General features: G+C 48.0%; 16 protein-coding genes and 1 riboswitch. Of the genes, 6 read left to right on the forward strand and 10 right to left on the reverse strand.

Annotated features, from left to right (window positions below; all coding sequences use genetic code 11):
* From GF401_19850 to GF401_19860, 3 genes are all read right to left on the reverse strand, one after another.
* The gene (locus GF401_19850; GenBank protein ID MBD3347316.1) at window positions 1-150 is read right to left on the reverse strand and encodes a hypothetical protein; all 150 of its coding nucleotides are present in this window, start codon (window positions 148-150) and stop codon (window positions 1-3) included.
* 82 nt (window positions 151-232) lie between these two features.
* A complete protein-coding gene (locus GF401_19855; protein MBD3347317.1) occupies window positions 233-1,381 on the reverse strand; it encodes a hypothetical protein in 1,149 nt (382 codons plus the stop codon).
* A 32-nt stretch (window positions 1,382-1,413) separates the two neighbouring features.
* On the reverse strand, window positions 1,414-3,447 hold the full coding sequence (locus GF401_19860; protein MBD3347318.1) for a TonB-dependent receptor: 2,034 nt from the start codon (window positions 3,445-3,447) through the stop codon (window positions 1,414-1,416).
* An 11-nt stretch (window positions 3,448-3,458) separates the two neighbouring features.
* Window positions 3,459-3,682: riboswitch (cobalamin riboswitch) on the reverse strand.
* Window positions 3,683-3,946: 264 nt separating this feature from the next.
* Between GF401_19860 and GF401_19865 the strand changes: the two genes are divergently transcribed.
* Window positions 3,947-4,897: an ABC transporter substrate-binding protein gene (locus GF401_19865; GenBank protein ID MBD3347319.1), complete on the forward strand. Its 951-nt coding sequence runs from the start codon at window positions 3,947-3,949 to the stop codon at window positions 4,895-4,897.
* Window positions 4,898-4,995: 98 nt separating this feature from the next.
* Here the strand turns inward: GF401_19865 and GF401_19870 are convergent, their stop codons facing one another.
* Entirely contained in the window at window positions 4,996-5,733 is a 738-nt protein-coding gene (locus GF401_19870; protein ID MBD3347320.1) for a hypothetical protein, read from the reverse strand.
* A gap of 238 nt (window positions 5,734-5,971) precedes the next feature.
* Here GF401_19870 and GF401_19875 point away from each other — a divergent pair, with 238 nt between their 5' ends.
* Complete coding sequence (locus tag GF401_19875) at window positions 5,972-7,624, forward strand: glycosyltransferase (protein MBD3347321.1); 1,653 nt, start codon at window positions 5,972-5,974, stop codon at window positions 7,622-7,624.
* Between the two features lie 84 nt (window positions 7,625-7,708).
* On the opposite strand, the gene gnd is transcribed toward GF401_19875, so the two are convergent.
* The 4 genes from gnd to GF401_19895 form a co-directional block, all read right to left on the reverse strand.
* Window positions 7,709-9,166 carry a decarboxylating NADP(+)-dependent phosphogluconate dehydrogenase gene (gnd, locus tag GF401_19880; GenBank protein ID MBD3347322.1) on the reverse strand — a complete coding sequence of 486 codons (1,458 nt, stop codon included), beginning with the start codon at window positions 9,164-9,166 and terminating at the stop codon, window positions 7,709-7,711.
* 63 nt (window positions 9,167-9,229) lie between these two features.
* On the reverse strand, window positions 9,230-10,501 hold the full coding sequence (locus GF401_19885) for a DUF2088 domain-containing protein (GenBank protein MBD3347323.1): 1,272 nt from the start codon (window positions 10,499-10,501) through the stop codon (window positions 9,230-9,232).
* Window positions 10,502-10,525: 24 nt separating this feature from the next.
* A complete protein-coding gene (locus tag GF401_19890; protein ID MBD3347324.1) occupies window positions 10,526-11,410 on the reverse strand; it encodes an HAD hydrolase-like protein in 885 nt (294 codons plus the stop codon).
* Between the two features lie 258 nt (window positions 11,411-11,668).
* A complete protein-coding gene (locus GF401_19895) occupies window positions 11,669-12,799 on the reverse strand; it encodes a DUF3410 domain-containing protein (protein ID MBD3347325.1) in 1,131 nt (376 codons plus the stop codon).
* Window positions 12,800-13,060: 261 nt separating this feature from the next.
* Between GF401_19895 and GF401_19900 the strand changes: the two genes are divergently transcribed.
* Genes GF401_19900 through GF401_19915 form a run of 4 tightly spaced genes read left to right on the forward strand, consistent with a single transcriptional unit; the run spans window position 13,061 to window position 16,342 of the window.
* Window positions 13,061-14,008, forward strand: a complete 948-nt coding sequence (locus GF401_19900; GenBank protein MBD3347326.1) for an ADP-ribosylglycohydrolase family protein — start codon at window positions 13,061-13,063, stop codon at window positions 14,006-14,008.
* Window positions 14,009-14,039: 31 nt separating this feature from the next.
* Window positions 14,040-14,387 carry a hypothetical protein gene (locus tag GF401_19905; protein MBD3347327.1) on the forward strand — a complete coding sequence of 116 codons (348 nt, stop codon included), beginning with the start codon at window positions 14,040-14,042 and terminating at the stop codon, window positions 14,385-14,387.
* A gap of 24 nt (window positions 14,388-14,411) precedes the next feature.
* Entirely contained in the window at window positions 14,412-15,347 is a 936-nt protein-coding gene (locus GF401_19910; protein ID MBD3347328.1) for a hypothetical protein, read from the forward strand.
* The gene (locus GF401_19915; protein ID MBD3347329.1) at window positions 15,344-16,342 is read left to right on the forward strand and encodes a hypothetical protein; all 999 of its coding nucleotides are present in this window, start codon (window positions 15,344-15,346) and stop codon (window positions 16,340-16,342) included. Before GF401_19910 ends, GF401_19915 begins: the two co-directional genes overlap by 4 nt.
* Window positions 16,343-16,396: 54 nt before the next feature.
* On the opposite strand, the gene GF401_19920 is transcribed toward GF401_19915, so the two are convergent.
* Both GF401_19920 and GF401_19925 read right to left on the reverse strand, forming a co-directional pair.
* Entirely contained in the window at window positions 16,397-17,983 is a 1,587-nt protein-coding gene (locus GF401_19920; protein ID MBD3347330.1) for a TonB family protein, read from the reverse strand.
* Window positions 17,984-17,988: 5 nt separating this feature from the next.
* Window positions 17,989-19,371: a HAMP domain-containing protein gene (locus GF401_19925; protein MBD3347331.1), complete on the reverse strand. Its 1,383-nt coding sequence runs from the start codon at window positions 19,369-19,371 to the stop codon at window positions 17,989-17,991.
* Window positions 19,372-19,440 lie beyond the last annotated feature (69 nt).

The raw sequence follows: 19,440 nt of genomic DNA on the forward strand, positions 1-19,440 counted from the left end.
TCAACACCACCGCTCTCCCTCATACAACCAGAGACGGCCCACATCGCAGCACATCGAAAGGCCCCACCGTTTCACCAGATCCCGGTGGAAACGCCAGGGGTATCCCAGATTTTCTACCGCCGGGGTAGCCGAATCATCGACAGCCGCCATGATTCGTTCGATGCTTTCGCTGCATCTTTGGAGCCGGCTGGCGACAGCCCCTTCGCATCTCTAACTTTTTCACCGCCAGGGTTTATCTGGAAAGAGTCAGAAGAGCAAGGGAATTGGGCGGCAATGCGCCGACGTCAATCGGACCGGCGACGGTGCTGTTATCCGACGGATCAATGACTATCACACCGGGAGCGGTTGCACTGCGATCGCCTACATAAAGATATGTTCCGTCATAGGCAATCCCTCCAAAAGCATCGTCAATGCCGGCAACGGCATTCCCGACGGTTCCGGCAGTAAGATTGCATTCGACCAGTGATGTTGAAAAATTGAAGTTCTCGTCGGTTGTCCCGTTACACACATAAGCCTTCTCCTGGCTGATAATTTTAAGTGTGGTAATATCGCCGGTGAACAGTGATTCGGAAACAACAATACCCTCATTGGTGTTGGTACTCAGGTTGATTTTTTCGATTCCGCCGTCGGCCTGGTCCATCCACGAACCGGTTGATGATACGTAGAGATACCCCCCGCAGGTGTCAAGTGAAGCCGGATTCCCTTTGCTGAGTTTTATCGATGCGACAATCTGGTCGGTCGAGGTCGAAACGACCACAACCATTCCGGTGGAATCAACAAAATCGGGATAGGGCCCATAGGCCCCCTGCACGGTTTTCAACCGTTGAATGAGGAGATATGCATTGCCGCCAGCAACCATTATTTCGCTCATATAGGGCACGGTTTCTCCCTCACTGAGATATAACGGATCATTGATCGCAATAGCCCCGACGACATCACCGGTGGTCGGATTAATAATCGCACAATTGGGAGAGCCATACTGGGTAACATAAGCTTTTGTGTCTTTCACAACGGCAATATTCTGAATATTGACCGCAGCCCCGAGACTCTTCTGATAAGTTAAGCTTTCCGAGGAAATATTTTCATCATCGATACGAATGAGGTTATCGGCCCCCAGGCGTTCCAGGACGTAAACGGAACCACCTCCTGCTGTAACGGTGTTGTCGCCATTGATAGTGAGCAGGTCGGTGGCGGCGGTATAATCGGCCGTAGATATTACCGATACATTGCCGCTGGAATAATCCGATGCTGCCGTGGATGCAATGATATAGGTCGTTGACTGTGTCACCGGGCCATTATCAGTCTTGACATCATTATCCAGAATGCAGCCACCAATCAAAAAACTAATCGTTGGCGTCACGAAAACAAGTAAGCGTCTCATGAAATCTCCTTTTGGGGTTAAGAAAAGTTAATTCAAAAAAGTATCCTGGTACTGAAAAAGTGCATTCGCCCCGGTAACGGCGCATAATTGCCCATGGGAACATATATTTCATCAAGGTAATTTTCCATTCGGTAGGTCAGGTGTATCATTTCTTTGATCGTAAGCGTTGCATAGGCGCTCATCACCGGAAAGGGAACCACGATATCATCCGGGATTGTATGGCCTTTCAAATAGGGGCTCCGGTAATGGATAGAGTGGCTGGCGCGTATTGGACCGAAAATGGTGGTTATGCGAAAGTCATTTTCAATCGGTGAGTAATAGAGAAGCGTTTGTGCCGAATCCCGGCTCTGCCCGCTGTCTCGCATTGATTTGTAAATAAAGGTGAACCGGTTATCGAGAAGCAGCCATTGCAGAAGCCGAAGACGGGTATCCCATTCCATACCGGCAAACCGCATATCGCCAGTGTTCTGAGCCATGATTATCCGCTGTGACTGGGCGCGGATTTCGATCATGTCGTGTGTATAGCCGATAAAACCGGCCAGTGCTGATTCGCTGTTTTTTGTCGTCAGCGTTGCGCCGAAACAGGCTTCCGAGCTTTTTTCCGGCCGGAGACGGGGATTACCGTGGTAATTATTGCCCCATCCATAGCGATCGGAGAGAGTCACCGGCAGGTGCTCGTATCGTGCGGCAGCGTCAAGTACAAGCCGGCGCGTTACATGAAACAGGATATCAAGGTTTGCATTCGGGTAATGGGTGCTGAATTGTTGCGGCAACGGCGCACCGTTTCCGTGATTCGGCGTGAAATTCGCCGAGTCGACTGAATAGATATGGTTGTACCGAAATGAAACCGTCAGCGAATCCCAGGATGCTTCAAGCTCTGCAGCGCCGGTCCCGCTGACCCGGTGAGCCCTTGGCGGCTCCACCCGGGAAGGGGCCAGAAGGTTTTCGGAATTATAGCCTTCGTACGATCCACCGATACGCCCTCGCACCGAAAAAATATCGCTGAGCAAAAGGAGACCGTCGGTATGCAGCGACAGGTATGGAAGATTCTCTTTCTCTTTTCGTTGACCGGAGAGATAATAGTTACCCAGAGGATCGTGGAACAAACGATGTTCAAAGCGTCCCTCCAGCCGGACTCCCCAATATCCAAGCTCTGCAAACTCATTCTCCCAACTGAGAAAGCCCCTGACATTTTCCGATGTTCTCTCTGTTTGCTGGATCGAATCTGCAAGAAATTTATGGAAATATTCCTTGCGGTCCCGCATGAATACGACCTGCGACAAAAACCGGTTCCCCGGTGCAATTTCTAAAATACCGGAATAGGAGGCATTAAACAACATGTAGGCATTGTTGTCTTTTTCCCGACGGGAATCATCATCGGGATTATGCTTGGTATTATTATCGTAATCGAATTCATAATTGTTTTGCGCGGCCGAATAATCGATCGCAAAATGGTTGATAAGCCGTTCGTTTTTTTTCCGGGCGAGCATACCGCCTTTACAGTATCCATAGCTGCCGTATTCGGCGACGCCGCTTACCATATCGGAATCCGCCACACTGCTGAGAGAGATAACCCCGCCGGCGGTATTCCCCATCAAATCCATCGGGGCCGAACCTTTATAAACGGTTATCGATCGAAGAGCGTTCAGCGATATCTTGCTCAGATCGACAGCCCCCCCGGCCGCGGAGTTGAGTGGGATACCATCGAGGTACACCTGGACCTGTTTCGGGGACCTTCCGCGAATGGAGGCGTCCGAATATTCACCAATTCCGCCTGTTCGGCGGACAATCACGCCGGAGACCTGTTCGAGTACTGCCGACAAATCGGCAAATTTGCCCTGAAATTCGTCGGCCTTTATTTCGGTAACCGCGCTGCGCTCCCGCGATGCACGGCGCGCAGAGACCACGATCGTTTCAAGCTCCCGCACTGCAGTATCGGCAGTATCAACCGCCGGAATCGCTGCTGTAACTATTCGGGATACCAGAAAAATGACCGCCCAGGCATACCAGGGGGGTGCAAAACCGGAATTATTCACACACAAAAAACCTCCTGAGCCCCTTTCCATGAAGGCCCAAAAAGAACGATACGCATTCAGGCAGGTCTCCTGGCTTTCCCGGTACTGTCGGCCTTCCCATCCCGCACGGCGGGACAGTGACCTGGAATGACAGCCCCCGCTCATCCACTCACTGAGATAACTCGAAGCAAATGAAAGAACAGTAATGGGATTACAGTGGCAGGTCCGCTCCGGATTTTCACCGGAATTCCCTGACGCCTGAATTACCAAATAACGACAAAAAATATAATCTGCTGTTCATGGTGGAAGCAAGAGGGAAGAAGAATGTGGAAAATTTCGCTCCTCTGAAGTTATCCGTGTTCTATTTTTGATACAACTGAAATAATATGACCAATTAAACCAGGGGCCAATCCTGAACCCCCGGGTCGCACCGGGCCCGAACCAAAGGGTCACTCCCCGGACGGCGAAGCAGGCATATCCTCGGCGATATACCGATGCGGCCTGACGCCGGCAGGGGGGCTTGCCCCCGGGCGAGTGCAGCAGAAATTTTATGAGAGGCTCGAAAGGAAGTTGTATGAAAACGTTCTACCGGCTATTGTTGCTTGCTCTTATCAATACCGGACTCATGGTACTTCATTCCGGCTGTTCGCCACAAGAGGAGACAGGTACCCGCCATGCCTTTGTCAGTATCCTTCCCCATCGATCCATCGCCCAACGGGTAGCGGGAGACCGGTTCGCAATTCATGTTTTAGTCGGTCCCGGCCAGAGCCCCCACAGCTATACGCCAACCCCCGGGCAGATTGTAAAATTGTCCGAGTCACGGTTGTTTTTCCGGGCCGGCGTCGAATTTGAAGAAGGAATCCTTCCAAAAATCAACAAGACCATGCCCGATCTGACTGTTGTCGATTTACGTAAGGATATACCGTTACGGGAGATGGAATGCGACCATGGCCGGCACCACCACGATCATGATGAGCACGGGCACAACGATTCGGAAGTACATCACCACAACGGCGGAACCGATCCCCATATCTGGCTCTCACCGGTACTGATGAAAACACAGGCGGCAACGATCAAGGATGTGTTTGTCGAAGCCGATCCTGAAGGCAAAGGGGTATACGAAACCAATCTCAAAGCCCTTCATGCCGACCTGGATTCACTCAACAGTTTTCTTCATGAAACCCTCGATCCCATAAGCGGTACCGAGCTGTTCGTGTTCCACCCCTCCTTCGGGTATTTTGCCGATGAATACGGATTTCATCAGCAAGCCATTGAAATCGCAGGAAAAGAGCCGAGTGCAAAAACGCTGGCCCATCTTATCGACCAAGCCCGGGAGCATCAGCCCAAAGTTATCTTTGTCCAGCCTCAGTTTTCGCAGAAAAGCGCACGGGCAATCGCCGAGCAGGTGGAATGCGCGGTCGTGCCGATCAATCCTCTGCCGGAGGATTATCTCAAAGAAATGCGGGAGATGGGTGAGAAAATAAACGCGGCGCTGGAATGAGGGATAGCGAAAAAGGCATGGCCCCGAAAAGCCATGCCACTCATCAATCAGACATGCAACCGTTTTATCAGAGATTCTTATTGTATCGGTGCCATCGATTACTGATAATTCACATTGATCGAAACCTGCGTAACCCGGTCTCTCCGTTTATTGGTTATATAGGCCATTGCTGTATTGTCACCCTGGTACTCGATTTTATAGGCACGATAAGGAAAATCGGCCTCGACTGTTCCCGACACGGGAAAGAGCCAGTGATCGCCGGTATAGGTGCGGGCCACATTATCGATTGTCCCGGTGGCAACCTGTTCATTATCATAGGTTCCGGTGATAGTACCGTTCCAGACACCGATCGTATCGGTTCCTTTACTCAGCTCCATGGTGGTATTGACCCTGATATCGGCCTGAGTACCTCCCTTTGTATGAACGATCCGCCGGGCATGTTCTATAGTGCTCAGCGTTGCGAGCGTGGGAGACTGTAATGAAGCTCCCGAAGCATCCTTGAAAACAACCGTATCACGGCGGGAACGTTCATAGCCCTCCGATGTCGTAAACACAGCCTCGCGGACATAGCCGCCTACAGCACCGTTATAGACATAGGGCGCCACGGTCCAATCAGCTTTGATTGTATCGGCAAGCACTGCTTTACTTTTCGAAAGACCGGCTCCCAGGATTTCATCAGATGCCGCACTCGCACCGGCAACTTCCTCGGCAAAAAATTTTGCCGCATCAGTCGACACAGGGCTACGTGGAGATAAAATGCATCCGGTCAAAGAAACCAGTGCAACACTTCCCGCTACCGCCAGTATCTGTTTTGGTGTTTGCCCAAAAAAATTCATATCGCCTCCTTTGTGAAATGTTCTGTTGTGCCATACACTAATTCAAATGCCATGCCAGCGCCAGAAATGCCCCAAAAAGCGATTTTAGGTCGATTTTTGCTGAATAGCGCCCACCCCGGTATCAAAAGTGATACGCTGCAGGAGACGGTTATGATCACAGATGATACGCACTATTCACGGGGATTACATTTACTATTTTGTTATTAAACAGCATAATGTATAATTCCACTATCGGAGCATGCTATCAATGCAGGAAAATCTGGAACTATTCACCGCTCAATCGGGGCAGTTGTCTGCAAAAGTCAAAACGGATGAAACGTCCTATCGTCACCTCCATTCTCTGGTAAAACCCGAGGATGAGCATGTGCATTTTGGTGATATAGAATTCTGGGGTGATATCATTATCTTTGCAGGGATCGGCCTGGGATACCATATTACCGATAAAATCGATCGTCTGCCATCATCTACAAAAATCATTATCATCGATTATTATGAGACCTGTATCGAGCACTGCCGGAAAGCACTCTTTTCGGAACGGCAGGACAGCATTGTAACGGTATCAGAAACCTCGGAGCACGACAGCGTATCATCGCTCCAGTCTGCTTCTGTCCACTGGGCCGGCAAAAAAATTCAGGTAATCAAGCATCCGGCTTCTTATGCAGTACACCGGGAGTTCTACGAACGTGTTCTCAGCAATGTTTTCTCTTTCGAAAAGCGCTCCTCCCCTGCTCCACAACGAAAATCAGAGGGAATGCTTTTATACGGCAAGTTTTTTCTTCAGGAAGAACTTCGCCGGGCACAGGAGCAGGTAAATGGCCCCCCCCCCGCATTGTTTCTTTACGAACAGCTCTCCGGCGGTATAACTTATGAATCGGCACTCCAGAAACAGATTCAGGAGCAGCGGCCCGATTACATTCTTTCGGTCAATATGAAAGGCTTTGACGGCAGCGGAGTTCTTCCGTGGTACGCACAAACGCTGGGTATGCCCATTGTTGTCTGGTTTGTCGACGATCCCCACCCCATCCTTCTTCACCAGAAACAGTTTGTCAACAAATCCATGATCGCTTTCTGCTGGGAAAAAGCATACCTTCCCTATTTGAAATCCTGCGGATTCGATTCGGTCCACTGTCTCCCTCTGGCAGCAGACCCATCACTGTTTTCGGAACATTCCCCGGCTGAGCCCAGGGTGGACCTCGGCTTTGTCGGAAGCGCCATGGGAAGGGAGTTTCTGGATACGATCAAGAGCAGGTTCATGTGGAACGATGCACTTTCACCGCTTGTCGACATGCTCTCGAACAAACTGCTCGAACAACCGGGCCTTCCGGTGCGTCATGTTATCGATGAATTGACAGAAAATAAGGTTGTTACATTACCGTTCTCCGATGAACGGAATCTAACCTGGCTCAGCTCCTGTATTATCCATACTGCAAGCATGAAAAAACGAAAAGCCATAATCGGTTCCCTGCAAGACAGGGGTATCGAAACTTTCGGCGATCCCCATGGGTGGCGAGAACTTCTCGGTCCATCACTGAAAACCCATCCGGATATCGATTACACGACCCAGCTCTGCCAAACCTATCGGGAAATTGCCGTCAATACCAATATCACCAGTTGTCAGATGCCCACAGCAGTGAATCAACGGGTGTTTGACATCCCTCTGTCCGGAAGTTTTGTGCTCTCCGACAAACAGGAACAGCTCGCCGAATTGTTCGAAATCGGCACCGAAGCGATCTGGTATGAATCTATCGAAGATTTAAAGGAAAAGATCAATCATTACAAAACCGCTTCCGACCAGCGTAAAGCGATCAGTGCAGCCGCCCGGAAAAGAATTCTTGCAGAGCACACGTATGAAAAGAGGGTCGGGGAGATTGTGAAGAGGGTTAAAAGTTGAAGGAATTATAAGGAGCTTTTATCTCTTTTTCGACAGCAAGGGACAAGAACAATCAAGCCCTGTCCCTTGCTCTGTCTTTACATCTCAAACAACATAAGTTGATGCAGAAACATCACCACCGGTACCGGTCCAATTGGTGTGGAAAAATTCGCCGCGCGGTTTGTCGATCCGCTCATAGGTATGGGCGCCGAAATAGTCCCGCTGGGCCTGGAGCAGGTTGGCGGGGAGCCGTTCATGACGGTATCCATCATAGAAAGCCAGAGCGGTGGTGAATGCCGGAGCGGGCACACCCATTTCAACGGCTTTGCATACGACCCGTCGCCACGATTCCTGACAATCAAGAATAACTCCCTTGAAATAATCATCCATAAGGAGATTGGTCAAATCGGGATTCTTATCAAAGGCCTCTTTGATTTTACCTAAAAAGGCGCTTCTGATAATGCATCCACCGCGCCACATGAGAGCGATTTCACCGTAATTGAGATTCCAGTTATATTCCTTGGCGGCTTCACGCATAAGCATGTAACCCTGGGCGTAGGAGATTATTTTAGAAGCCAGGAGCGCTTTGCGGATATCTTCAGCAAAAGATTTTTTATCACCGCTAAATTTTTTCGAGGGACCCGCAAGCATTTTCGAGGCCTTTACGCGCTCATCTTTCATGGCTGAGAGACACCGGGCAAATACAGCTTCACCAATAAGTGTTACCGGAACGCCGAGGTCAAGGGAGCTGACTCCGGTCCACTTGCCGGTACCTTTCTGTCCTGCGGTATCGAGGATCGTATCGACAACATACTCGCCCTTTTCATCTTTATAACCCAAAATATCTCTGGTGATCTCGATAAGATATGAATCAAGTTCGCCTTTATTCCATTCGGCAAAAACCTTATGCATTTCATCATTGTTCATGCCCAGGGCCTCTTTCATGAGCATATAGGCTTCACAGATAAGCTGCATGTCACCGTATTCGATCCCGTTATGGGTCATTTTTACATAATGACCGGCACCATTTTCGCCCACCCAGTCGCAGCAGGGTGCACCATCATCGGTTTTAGCGGCAACCGCCTGAAAGACATCTTTTACCAGCGGCCAGGCGTCAGGACTGCCGCCGGGCATAATCGATGGACCGAATCGGGCGCCTTCTTCTCCACCCGATACACCGGTTCCGATATAGAGTAATCCTTTTTCTTCCAGATATTTTGTTCTGCGAATGGTATCGGGGAAATGAGAGTTTCCACCATCGATAATCAGATCGCCGGGTTCAAGATGGGGAAGGACCATTTCGATGAAATCATCAACTGCCTTACCGGCTTTTACCATGAGCATGACTTTTCTCGGCCGTTTCAGCATTGCGACCATTTCTTCAACCGAATGAGCACCGAGAATGGTGTCCCGTCCATTGGCCGCCCCCTTAAGGAAATCATCCACTTTCGAAACGGTCCTGTTGAATGCAACGACCGTATATCCTTTGTCATTCATGTTAAGGATAAGGTTCTGGCCCATCACTGCAAGACCTATTAATGCAATGTCACCTCTGGGTTCCATGTGATAAACTCCTTCTGTTTATTGAATGAATAGTATAGATTTCCATTTTCTGCCGGGAATATCTTATGCTGTAAATCGTTCTTTATATGCCCACAATCCTACCGCCGGATTGGAGATAAAATAAATTTCCTCACCATCGGGCATGGTATTGAATCCATCTTTTAATTTTGCCGGATTATACCGTCTTTGCATTTCCTCAAGATCGGCCCAGCCAAAGTTAACTCCTTCGATCTCTTCCCTGGTCAATCCCCCGGGGCAGTAGGTTATGGAGAACCGCCCCTCCGAAGAACCGTGAATCAGATGCGCGGCGGCGCCGAGGTTCGACCGAAGGTCATCGTTGGTATCCACCAGCTCAAGCACCTTCGGCGTGCCCACATAACCATATTTACGAATAAGACCATCAATAGCAGCATCTTCACCAAATTCTTTTACTCCCGGTGCAAGAACAATCAATTCACCCTCGTCATCAAGGGCCATCCGGGTACGGTAGATACTCTTGTTGCCCAGCCAGGTGCTTTTAAATTCCTGTGGATCGAGATAAACAACGACTTTTTTCAGCGGTTTATCCAGCATTTCAAAATTAACCTGCACACTGAGTTCGGCCGCCTGCACAAAACAATCGTGGTCGGTACCAATAAAAAGGCCGCGGGTTTCCATTTCTCCCCGGGCATTGCGCGCCACGACCGTATGGACATAGACAATCGGTAAATGGTCGGCAAAATGCTCCGATGCATAATTCAGCACACTTCGCACCGGATTATCGGCCCGTCCCATAATCCGTTCCATGCCGTAAACCGCTCCAAGATAGTGGCTTTTGTTGATACCCTCGACTCCGCCGGTACCTACAAAGATATTTTTATTGTAATTTGCCATACCGATAACTTCGTGCGGCACCACCTGACCAATCGAGAGTATCAGATCGAAGCCCCCTTCAACCAGCAACTTGTCGACCTGGGCGGGCCAGGGGTAATCGAGCTTGCCTTCACTGGCCTCCGCAACAAAATCACCCGGTACTTCACCCAGCGTGGCAATGCCGCCCCGCCAGTCGTGTACCCGGAACAACGAATGAGGAACACTCCCGAACATCGCAGAAATTTCATCGTCGGTCATGGGATAATGCGTTCCGATAGCAGGAAGGATATCGGTAAGGGCGTCTCCATAATATTGCCAGGCGTATTCTGTCAACACACCGGCTTTTGAATGGTAGCGGGTAATATCCGGCGGAATAACAAGCACCTTCTTTTTCGGTCCCAGCTTATCGAATGCCTCGAAAAGCCCCTTTTTCATGTCTTCGCCCGAAAGTGCGCCTGTTGAACCTCCCCTGCTATATAACATAGTATATACTCCCTCGATTACCGGCTATTGCCACGGCGGATTCTCCGGTAAATAATTGTTGAATTCATTGATGCATTTTTCTTCGTACTCTCCTGCATAGGTGCCGCCGAAAAATTTATCGAGCGTTTCATCATGAAAACGCTTCCATGATGCCTCCTCATGTCCCGGGTTTACAGGATAATAGAGCACCCCATTGGCTTTTGCCGCATGAAAATCTCCCGGAGCATCACCAAGCATAATTACTTTGCCAGACTCGTATTTATCGCGCACTACATAATCTATATGCTCTTTCTTTGTGCCCATCTCCTGACCGGCGATAATGTTTACAAATCCGGCAAGGTCATGTTCATTCCATTCCTTTTCCAAGTTCGCAAGCGGTGTCTGGGAAACAACGATAACATCCGCCTGCTGCGTAATCTTTTCAAGAGACTCCCGCACCAATGGAAAGGGAGGGACATTACGAACAATTTTTCCAACCACTTCATTAACATCGAGCGACCACTCAAGCGCTCTCTTCAGATCGGGATCGGGATTCTTTTCAATTTCGGCTTTTAATGCAGGATTTCCGAGCCTGCTTTCGTGGCGAATCCAGTCCCTGACCCCCTGTGCCCGGGTAATGGAAATATTCCGGTCTTTTATTTCCCGGCGGTCAGCACAGAGATCCAGTGCCTTAATCAGGGCCTTGAACCGGTTCAACCCACGGCCTACAGAATACAAATTAACAAATTCCCAAACTTCACGGGCATACTTGGAGACCGGTTGCAAATCGTAATGATTTATAAACTGGGGGCAAAAGCACTCTTTATGCTTGATTTCCATCGAATCGAAAACACACCCATCGGAATCGATACAAACCACATATTTGTTGCGGGGGATGAAATTCCTCAGCTTATCCGCAGGATCAGCCATAATAACCTTTCTGAAAAACTGATATGCAATTTCGCACGAACTGATATCCGAAACGCTTCCATCAAAGCGTTATCAATTTCATGTATCTGTGTGCTGTCGCATTAAGGATGGCTCAGAATAACAAATTCTGATGTAATGCTCCTACAAAATAGGTAGAAAAAGCGGTTGTTTTCAAGTTTACAGGGCTTTGCAGACAACCAAATCCTTTGTCCACTCCTCCTTCATTTTTACCCTGATCATCATTTAGACACTGATAAATCAATCGATAACGACCGAAAAACCAAGTCCTTTCAGAATACCGGCTTCTCTCTCCTGCCCCTTTGAGCATACGACCGAATATTTTAGACATTCATACCGGTCGCCGTAATTCGCTCTGAGTGAGTCAAAATACGAAGCCCGTTCCTCTGCTTTTTTCGAGGTAATTTCCCGCAAAGCAGCGTCATCTTCCATGATAGGATAAACGAAACGCATTGCATCAAAAACAGGATCACTGCTCTCTTTAAGATCGATGGAGTACTGCGTTCCCTCTTTCCGGTAATCTCCAGCGTCCCATTTATTTTCTTTGAAAAGGAAAGCACATGCAGCATCATAGACCATTTTGGTTCCGCGAATCTTGCCGTCTATCGAGTATCCGGCGATATGGGGAGTAGCGATATCGGCAACAGAAAGGGTCTTCTCGCTAAGATCCGGCTCGTTTTGCCACACATCAAGAACACATCCCCCCAGCTTTGAGCGGTTTTTTACAATCGCATCTTCATCCGAGACATTCCCCCTGCTGGTATTCACCAGGATCGCTCCCTCTTTCATCATTGATAAAAAGCTGTCGTTTATCATATGACGAGTAGCATATTCGCCCTCATTTTCCAAAGGAACGTGAACAGTCACTATGTCGGCCTGCCCCAGGACCTCCGGAAGCTCCCGGAAGATATCACATCCGGTCCTCTTCTTTTTTGGCGGATCGTTCAGCAGGCATTGGAACCCCAGAGTCCGGGCTCGGGCGCACACCCGGCTGCCGACATTTCCCACACCGATTATTCCAATGGTTTTCCCTTTAAAATCGCTTCCCTTGTTAAGATGGAATAATGCCGAAACCACATATTCGGCTACAGAATCGGCATTGGATCCCGGTGCGGATGCAAATCCGATATTATCATCTCTGAGATATCCGGTATCGATATGATCGATTCCGATAGTGGTCGTGCCGACAAATTTCACCGGTGTTTCTCTGAGAAGCTCTTCACCAACCCTGGTCACCGAGCGGACAATCAGCATCCCGACATTGTTCAGATGCTCCTTTGTTATCTCCCGCCCCGGCATACAATTCACGGTACCAAACTGAGAAAAGGCGCTTTCAGCCATGCGGATATTTGTATCTGCAAGAACAATCATGTAAATTTTTTCCCTGTGCTAAGATATAAATAGGTAAAAAATATTTTTTAAGAGTCATAAAATAAAACAAGTAATGTATAATTAATATAAGTCTTTTGTTTATAGTCCTTATATATATTAGATAAATAGCGGTTCTGCATACTATTTTCATACTCACTGCCAGGTTTATCGAGCCGTACATAAGCGATACAGGCGCATTTAAGCGATTTTCCCTGGTGCAAAAGCGAACACAAGATACAGAATACTGTCTGACCGAATTCAATGGATTTTAAAGCGAAAATCAGATCTTCAATAATTGCAGGAATAATCGGCGATGCTCTTGGTGTGCCAGTCGAATACTCTACCAGCCGAGAATTATCCCTTTGTTCGGTTAAGAACATGCTGGGATACGGCCGTTACGACCAGCCTGAAGGAACATGGTCCGACGACACCGCTCTCTCACTTTGTACAATCGAGAGTTTATGTAAGGGGTATGATCTCGAAGATATTGCCCGGACATTCTGCCGGTGGCTTTTCAGTTCTCACCTGACCGCTAACGGCCATGTTTTTGATTGCGGGATTGTAACCTACGTGGCACTTGAAAATTTCCGATCGGGCAAAGATGCCCGCAAATCCGGTTGTGCGGGTGAAGAAGATAACGGCAATGGTTCCCTGATGCGCATATTGCCTGCGGCACTCTATTTTATGAAAAAAGACATCGATGAGTTCCTTGCGGCTGTCCACGAAATATCCGCAATTACTCATGCCCATCCCCGTTCGATGATGGCTTGCGGAATCTATTCGTTATTAATAAAAAATCTCTTTTCGGAAAACCCGAAAGAGAAAGCCTTTGCTCAAACCGTCGAAAAAGCCGGCCGCTATTATAAATCGCAAAAACCGTTCAAAAATGAGATTGAGCATTTTGACCGTATCCTTTCGGGGGATATTGTTTCCTGCAAAGCAGCGCAGATCAATACGACCGGCTATGTTGTCGATACTCTGGAGGCTGCTTTATGGTCTTTTATGAATCATACGACCACACGGGATATTGTTCTGGCCTCTGTAAATTCAGGCCTTGACACCGACACATCCGGTATCCTGGCAGGAGGATTGGCGGGCGCCGAATACGGACTCGAGAGTATTCCCGAGGAATGGATCGATTGTTTGGCCCGAAAAGAAAAAATTGAAAAAATGATACGGCAATTTTCCACAAAAGTTGCCGCCGAATAAATGTTTGCTGTTATTTTAAGGAGTCGTGCCCATGTCATCATACCAAGGAAATGAGCGCAGGCGTGTCCAGCGAAGAAAGCTGGTAACGTTCAGTCCATCAACATTTTCGATCAACGGAAAAGAGTATCGGGCTCTCATGCGGGATGTTTCTGAGTTGGGAGCGGGATTCAAGCTTGACGGTCCCCATGAAGGTCTGGAGCTTGAACCGGGATCCGAAGTAGCCTTTGCAGTTCGTACACCCTATGGTGAATCTCAGTGCAAAGGTAAGATTGTCTGGTCCCGGGAAGAAGATGATTCGTATATATGGGGCATGCAGTTTACCGAACTTTCACAGGATGAACAGGACCCGCTCCGATCGTATATTATTTCTCCGTTTTAAAAATCGGATAAGGGACACTCTTATATGAAAGCAATGCCGTTTCGTGACATCGACCTTCTGGTTATCGGCGAAGCATTTGTCGAATTCCGCAGCGAGCGGGAGATTATCCATAGCACCGAATTTCAGAAAGATATTGGGGGAGCCGATATTTACGTTGCCTCAACTGCAGCCAAACTCGGCTCGACCGTCTCCTTGATTTCTGCGGTTGGACGGGACCCGTTTCACAGCTTCCTGAGAGACCGCATTCTCTCCCAGGGAGTTAATATCGATCATGTCATTACCTGCAACGGTTATAACGGGATTTACTTCTGTAACTCCCGGAGCCAGGATCAACGGGAATATCTGTACCACCGGCCGGGAAATGCCTCTGAACATCTTTCCCCGGCGATGGTCTATGACGACCTGGTGGATAATTCTAAAATTGTGTATGCATCCAGCGAACTTCAGTCGATATCCAAAGCGGCCCGCCATACGGTATTCAAGGCATTTCACTATGCCCACCGTAACGATATCATGGTCGCCTATGATCCCAACCTTCGGCTGCAGCGATGGTCGCTCGATGATGCCAAGGAAGGGTTATGGAGTGTCCTCCCCTTAATTGATGTCATCTTTCCTTCGGCCCCCGATGAAACCAAGGCGCTTTTCGGATACGAACGTCCTCTCGATGTTATCGGGTTTCTCTGGGATCGCGGGGTTTCCATTGTCGTGGTAAAAAACGGTCCCCAGGGATGCATGATCGGGTATGACGGTAAAGTCGAAGAGTATCCGCAGCCCGATGCGGGAAGTTCAATCAAAGACCTGACTCTTATCGGAAGCTTTTTCAACGGTGGATTTCTCCATCGTATCGCTCGAGGTGACGATCCCTTTATTGCCGCCGAATTTGCAAACAAAGTTGCCCTGGCAAAGGCGCAAAAAAGTGGAGGGATCTGCTCGGTGACGCTGCATGATGATCTCCTATGACACGATGGATTATTACCATTCCCCCCGATGGCGCGGCACGGTCGGCCGGCCGCGAAACTGCCACAGCATTCACAACCCTTTTAGGTGAAAACAGGGTAAAAATTTTCGATACAAAACAGTACAGTAATGCCTTCAAGGGAATTCTGAAAAATCCTGATGAAAACCTTTCGGTCGATCTTGTCAATCAGCTCCTCATCGTGCAGTGCCTCGATTTCGAAGCGACTCATCTTCTCGTGCCTGCATTCAGTCCCGTTACCCTGTTCGCTGCAACACTTCTGAAAAAACAGGGCATAACCACGATTCACTGGTTTTATGAAGATTACCGAGTCGCCGACTACTGGAAAAACATTATCGAGGGATATGATTACTTCCTTGCCATACAAAAAGGTGAAATCAAAGACGCCTGTTCCAGGTATAATGTTCACTATGAATTCCTTCCCACTGCCGCAACAGGACCTCTGGGTGCTCCGCTCCCCCAAACCGACAAAATCCATGACATTGCCTTTGTCGGTTTTCCTTCCGAATACCGTATCCGTTTCCTGGAACACTGTGCCGAAAAAGGCATCGACTGTGTTATCGGTGGTAAAGGATGGTCTTCCTATTCCGGCCCTCTGAGCCGATGTGTTGTGAAGGGAAGCTGGGTTGATGCAGAAGAGCACCGCAGCATTATATGCTCTGCCAAAATCGGGCTCAATCTCTCGATATCATCGCCGGAACAAGCCCCCCTGGATGCTCATATCAGTCCGAGGGTATTTGATATAATGACAGCAGGAGCGGTTCTTCTTACCGAAGATGTTCCACTTGCTGCGGATGTTCTGGAAAAATATGATTATTATACTTTCTTTAGTTCCGATGATGCCGTTGCACGGATACAGGAGATCACGAAAAAGGAGTGGAGCAGCTTTGACAGAATTCTCAGGAGCAACAAGCAGAAAGTAGCAGACCACGACACCTATCTCAACCGGGCTGGGCGCATAGGTGAGATAACCGAATAAAACCCTTTGTTTGTAAAATCGGGTGCTCTGTTCTCCGGCAGTTTATCCTTACAATCAATAACTGTTTTCTTCGTAAAACTCGAAGGGATAGTTTACTTTCAGCTCTCCCAGACTATCGGGGACCGGTCGAAACCGCCAGGTGAGTATTCTGTGGGTAATGGATTTCTCAAAGCTTCCATCACCGATATCCGAACGGAGAACTTTTGCGCTTTTTACATTACCCGCTGCAGCAATCCGTATCTCAACTTCCATTCTCCCCGAAAGTTTGTTTCCTGTACGAAGGCGTTTGTTGTAGAGATATCTTAACTGTGATGAATTTTCATCGATAATCCGCTTAATTGCTGTCGGACGGCGGTAGGGATTGCCTTTGAGTGCCGTGAGCCGCTCGAGTTCCTTTATTTCTCCCTTTGGAAGTGAACCTTTTGCCATCAGCTCCCGTTTCATCTTTTCGAGTTCTCGGTGTTTTTTCTTTTCTTTCTCACCGGTCAGGTCCAGACTCCCGATTTTATTGATAAGCTTCAGCAGACTGTCATCAACCGCATAGGCGGTTATCTCTTTTTGGGACTTGCTTCCAAGAAGTTCTTTTCGTAAAGAGCTTTCTTCCACCAGATCGGCAAATTGTTCAAGCCGGTCCATAAATGCCTGGTCCTGATACTTGGCCAGTTGTTTCCGCGCCTCTTCAGCCATCTGCTGCTTGTGTTCGTAAAATTCACCAAGCATAATCATCCGCCGGTTGGCCTGTTTTGCCCAGACACGGCTCTTATCATTGCGCATGACCCGGTAATATTCGGTAGTCGCCTCCTGGGTCTCCCCCATCTCTTCATGAGCCCGTCCCTTGAAATACCGTGCCTCCCACTCCAGTCGTGATGAAGGATTTTTCTGAAAGAAGATCGAAAAATATCTAATTGCATTACGATAATCCATCAGCATATAAAACTGTTTTGCCTTCTCAAAATCCGAAAGATCTTTCTGGGCCTTAACCGATGTCCGCTCCTCTTCCATCGATTCGATAAAGTCCAGTAGTTTCCAGGAGAGTATTCCGGCCTCCGTTTCTGGATAGACGTTGATTATTCTTTCGTAAATATCCTTTGCGACCGAATACTCACTGAGCATCGAATGGCAAAATGCCTTATGGGCCATAACGGCCGATTTTATTTCCGGCGTAAGTCCGGGATTTTCCATTACCTGATCATAAATCTTGATGGCTTCGGGATATTTCTTGTTTCGTTCCCAGAAATAGCCGATTTCCAGCACTTTTAATATCTGATTTTCTTCTTTTGGTTTGATTGGTTCTTTTCCCAGCACAAACCGGATACCGTTGAGCATTATTCGAATTGGGATAAGATAGAATTTTTGCTGTTTGTTTTCCTGCAGTTTTTCGGCCTGCCCACTCGAGGTAAGAGCGGCGACTTTGGCTTCGAGTTCGAAGCTCTTAATGTTTTCTTCACCATACAGTATTCTCTGCTTGATGAGTTCGTATTTGGCCACAATACCGAAAGTCTGGCCGGCTTTTTCATCAACAACAATTTTATCGAGGAGATACCGGAGTTCTTCAAAACGGATATCGACCAGGCCCATATTGAAGCCGACAGAGGCGACAATGATGAGGACCATAGAGACTATTTTCATTGCAGCACTCATAATAATCAACCATTGGTAGAGATTGTGTTTCTCCCGGGCGGGGTAGCGATTCTCTGGGTCGGACTGATCGATCCTGTTCTCCGGTCGATAGCATAACAGGAGCCATCCATGTTTTTCACATGTTTTTTCACTTCAGCCGCAACCTGAATCATCTCTGCATGCCGTCTGAAAGGCCGTGTTTTGTTGGTAACAATAGCGATCGATACACTCATGAGCGGAAAACGCTGCCGCTCCCCTTTCCGGTTGATGGATTCGATAAATCCGTTCCGGGCATCGACACTGTTATAAAACTGATAGATACCACGGTCGAACGTGGTTATAAAGGCTTTGGCAAAGGCTTCCCAGTATTCATATTCGGTAACCACGACAAAATCATCGCCACCTTCATGACCGATAAAAACATTGCGCATGTCTTTCCGTTTCGAAACCGCAACAAGACAATCACGGGTATACAAAATGGCCTCATCACCCTTTGTAAATCCATATTTGTCGTTATAAGCCTTGAAATTGTCAAGATCGCAATAGAGAACGCATATAATCTTGCCTGCACTCAAACAATCATCGATATACTGAGCGATAGTGATATTTCCGGGCAGACCCGTGAGTGGGTTGGCGCCCTTGGCTTCATCACGCATTCGCTGCAAAGCCACACTCATTTCGTTGAACGACGATGCCAGGTGACCGATTTCATCATCCCGCACAATCGGCACACGGATATCCAGATTACCCTGTGCAATAGAATGAGTCGCCTCATTCAGGTTCCGCAGTGGTATGAGAATCATTTTCGAAAGAAGCCAGGCAAATACAAGATGAATGGCAATAATCAGAATGGCAATCAGAACACATTGCCATAGCAGATTACCCATAGCTTCATCGATATCACGCATGGCCAGGGTTATGTATGCCACACCGATCTTATCGACTTCGTAGGTAAAGGGAATATAGAGGTCGATCGTTTTTGAGCTCTTATGGATCCGATTGTAAAAAAGTTTGTCTTCGAATCCCCGTTTGGTTATTGCCATATTGATCATTTTTAGATCGGTAACATCAGCCTCCTTTTTGCCGGTAGACTGATTATTCCGTATATCGACAATAACTTTCCCGCCCTCGGTAAAAATGGTCATATCTCTGATTCCGAGGGCGGCGGCTTCTCTCAGAATCTTGTTCACAGTAACAGTTGTCAAATCACCATTATTACTGATTATATTATCGATACGATACTTGAGACTCGATGCCATATGCTGGCTGCTCAAAATGGCATTGTCTCTGATAAGATCGGTCTGATTCTCATATACCATGATATTGAAAATGGTGATATTGAGAATCGTTACAAAAATGTAAAGGATTATGGTTTTATATATAATGGATTTTGTACTGATACCGAGCATATGGTCGTCCTTTTCAGGCGCAGCAAAAGATTGCTCTTCCGGTCTTCATCATGGTAAAAGACGGAAACA

The sequence above is a fragment of the Chitinivibrionales bacterium genome (assembly GCA_014728215.1).
Taxonomy (GTDB): domain Bacteria; phylum Fibrobacterota; class Chitinivibrionia; order Chitinivibrionales; family WJKA01; genus WJKA01.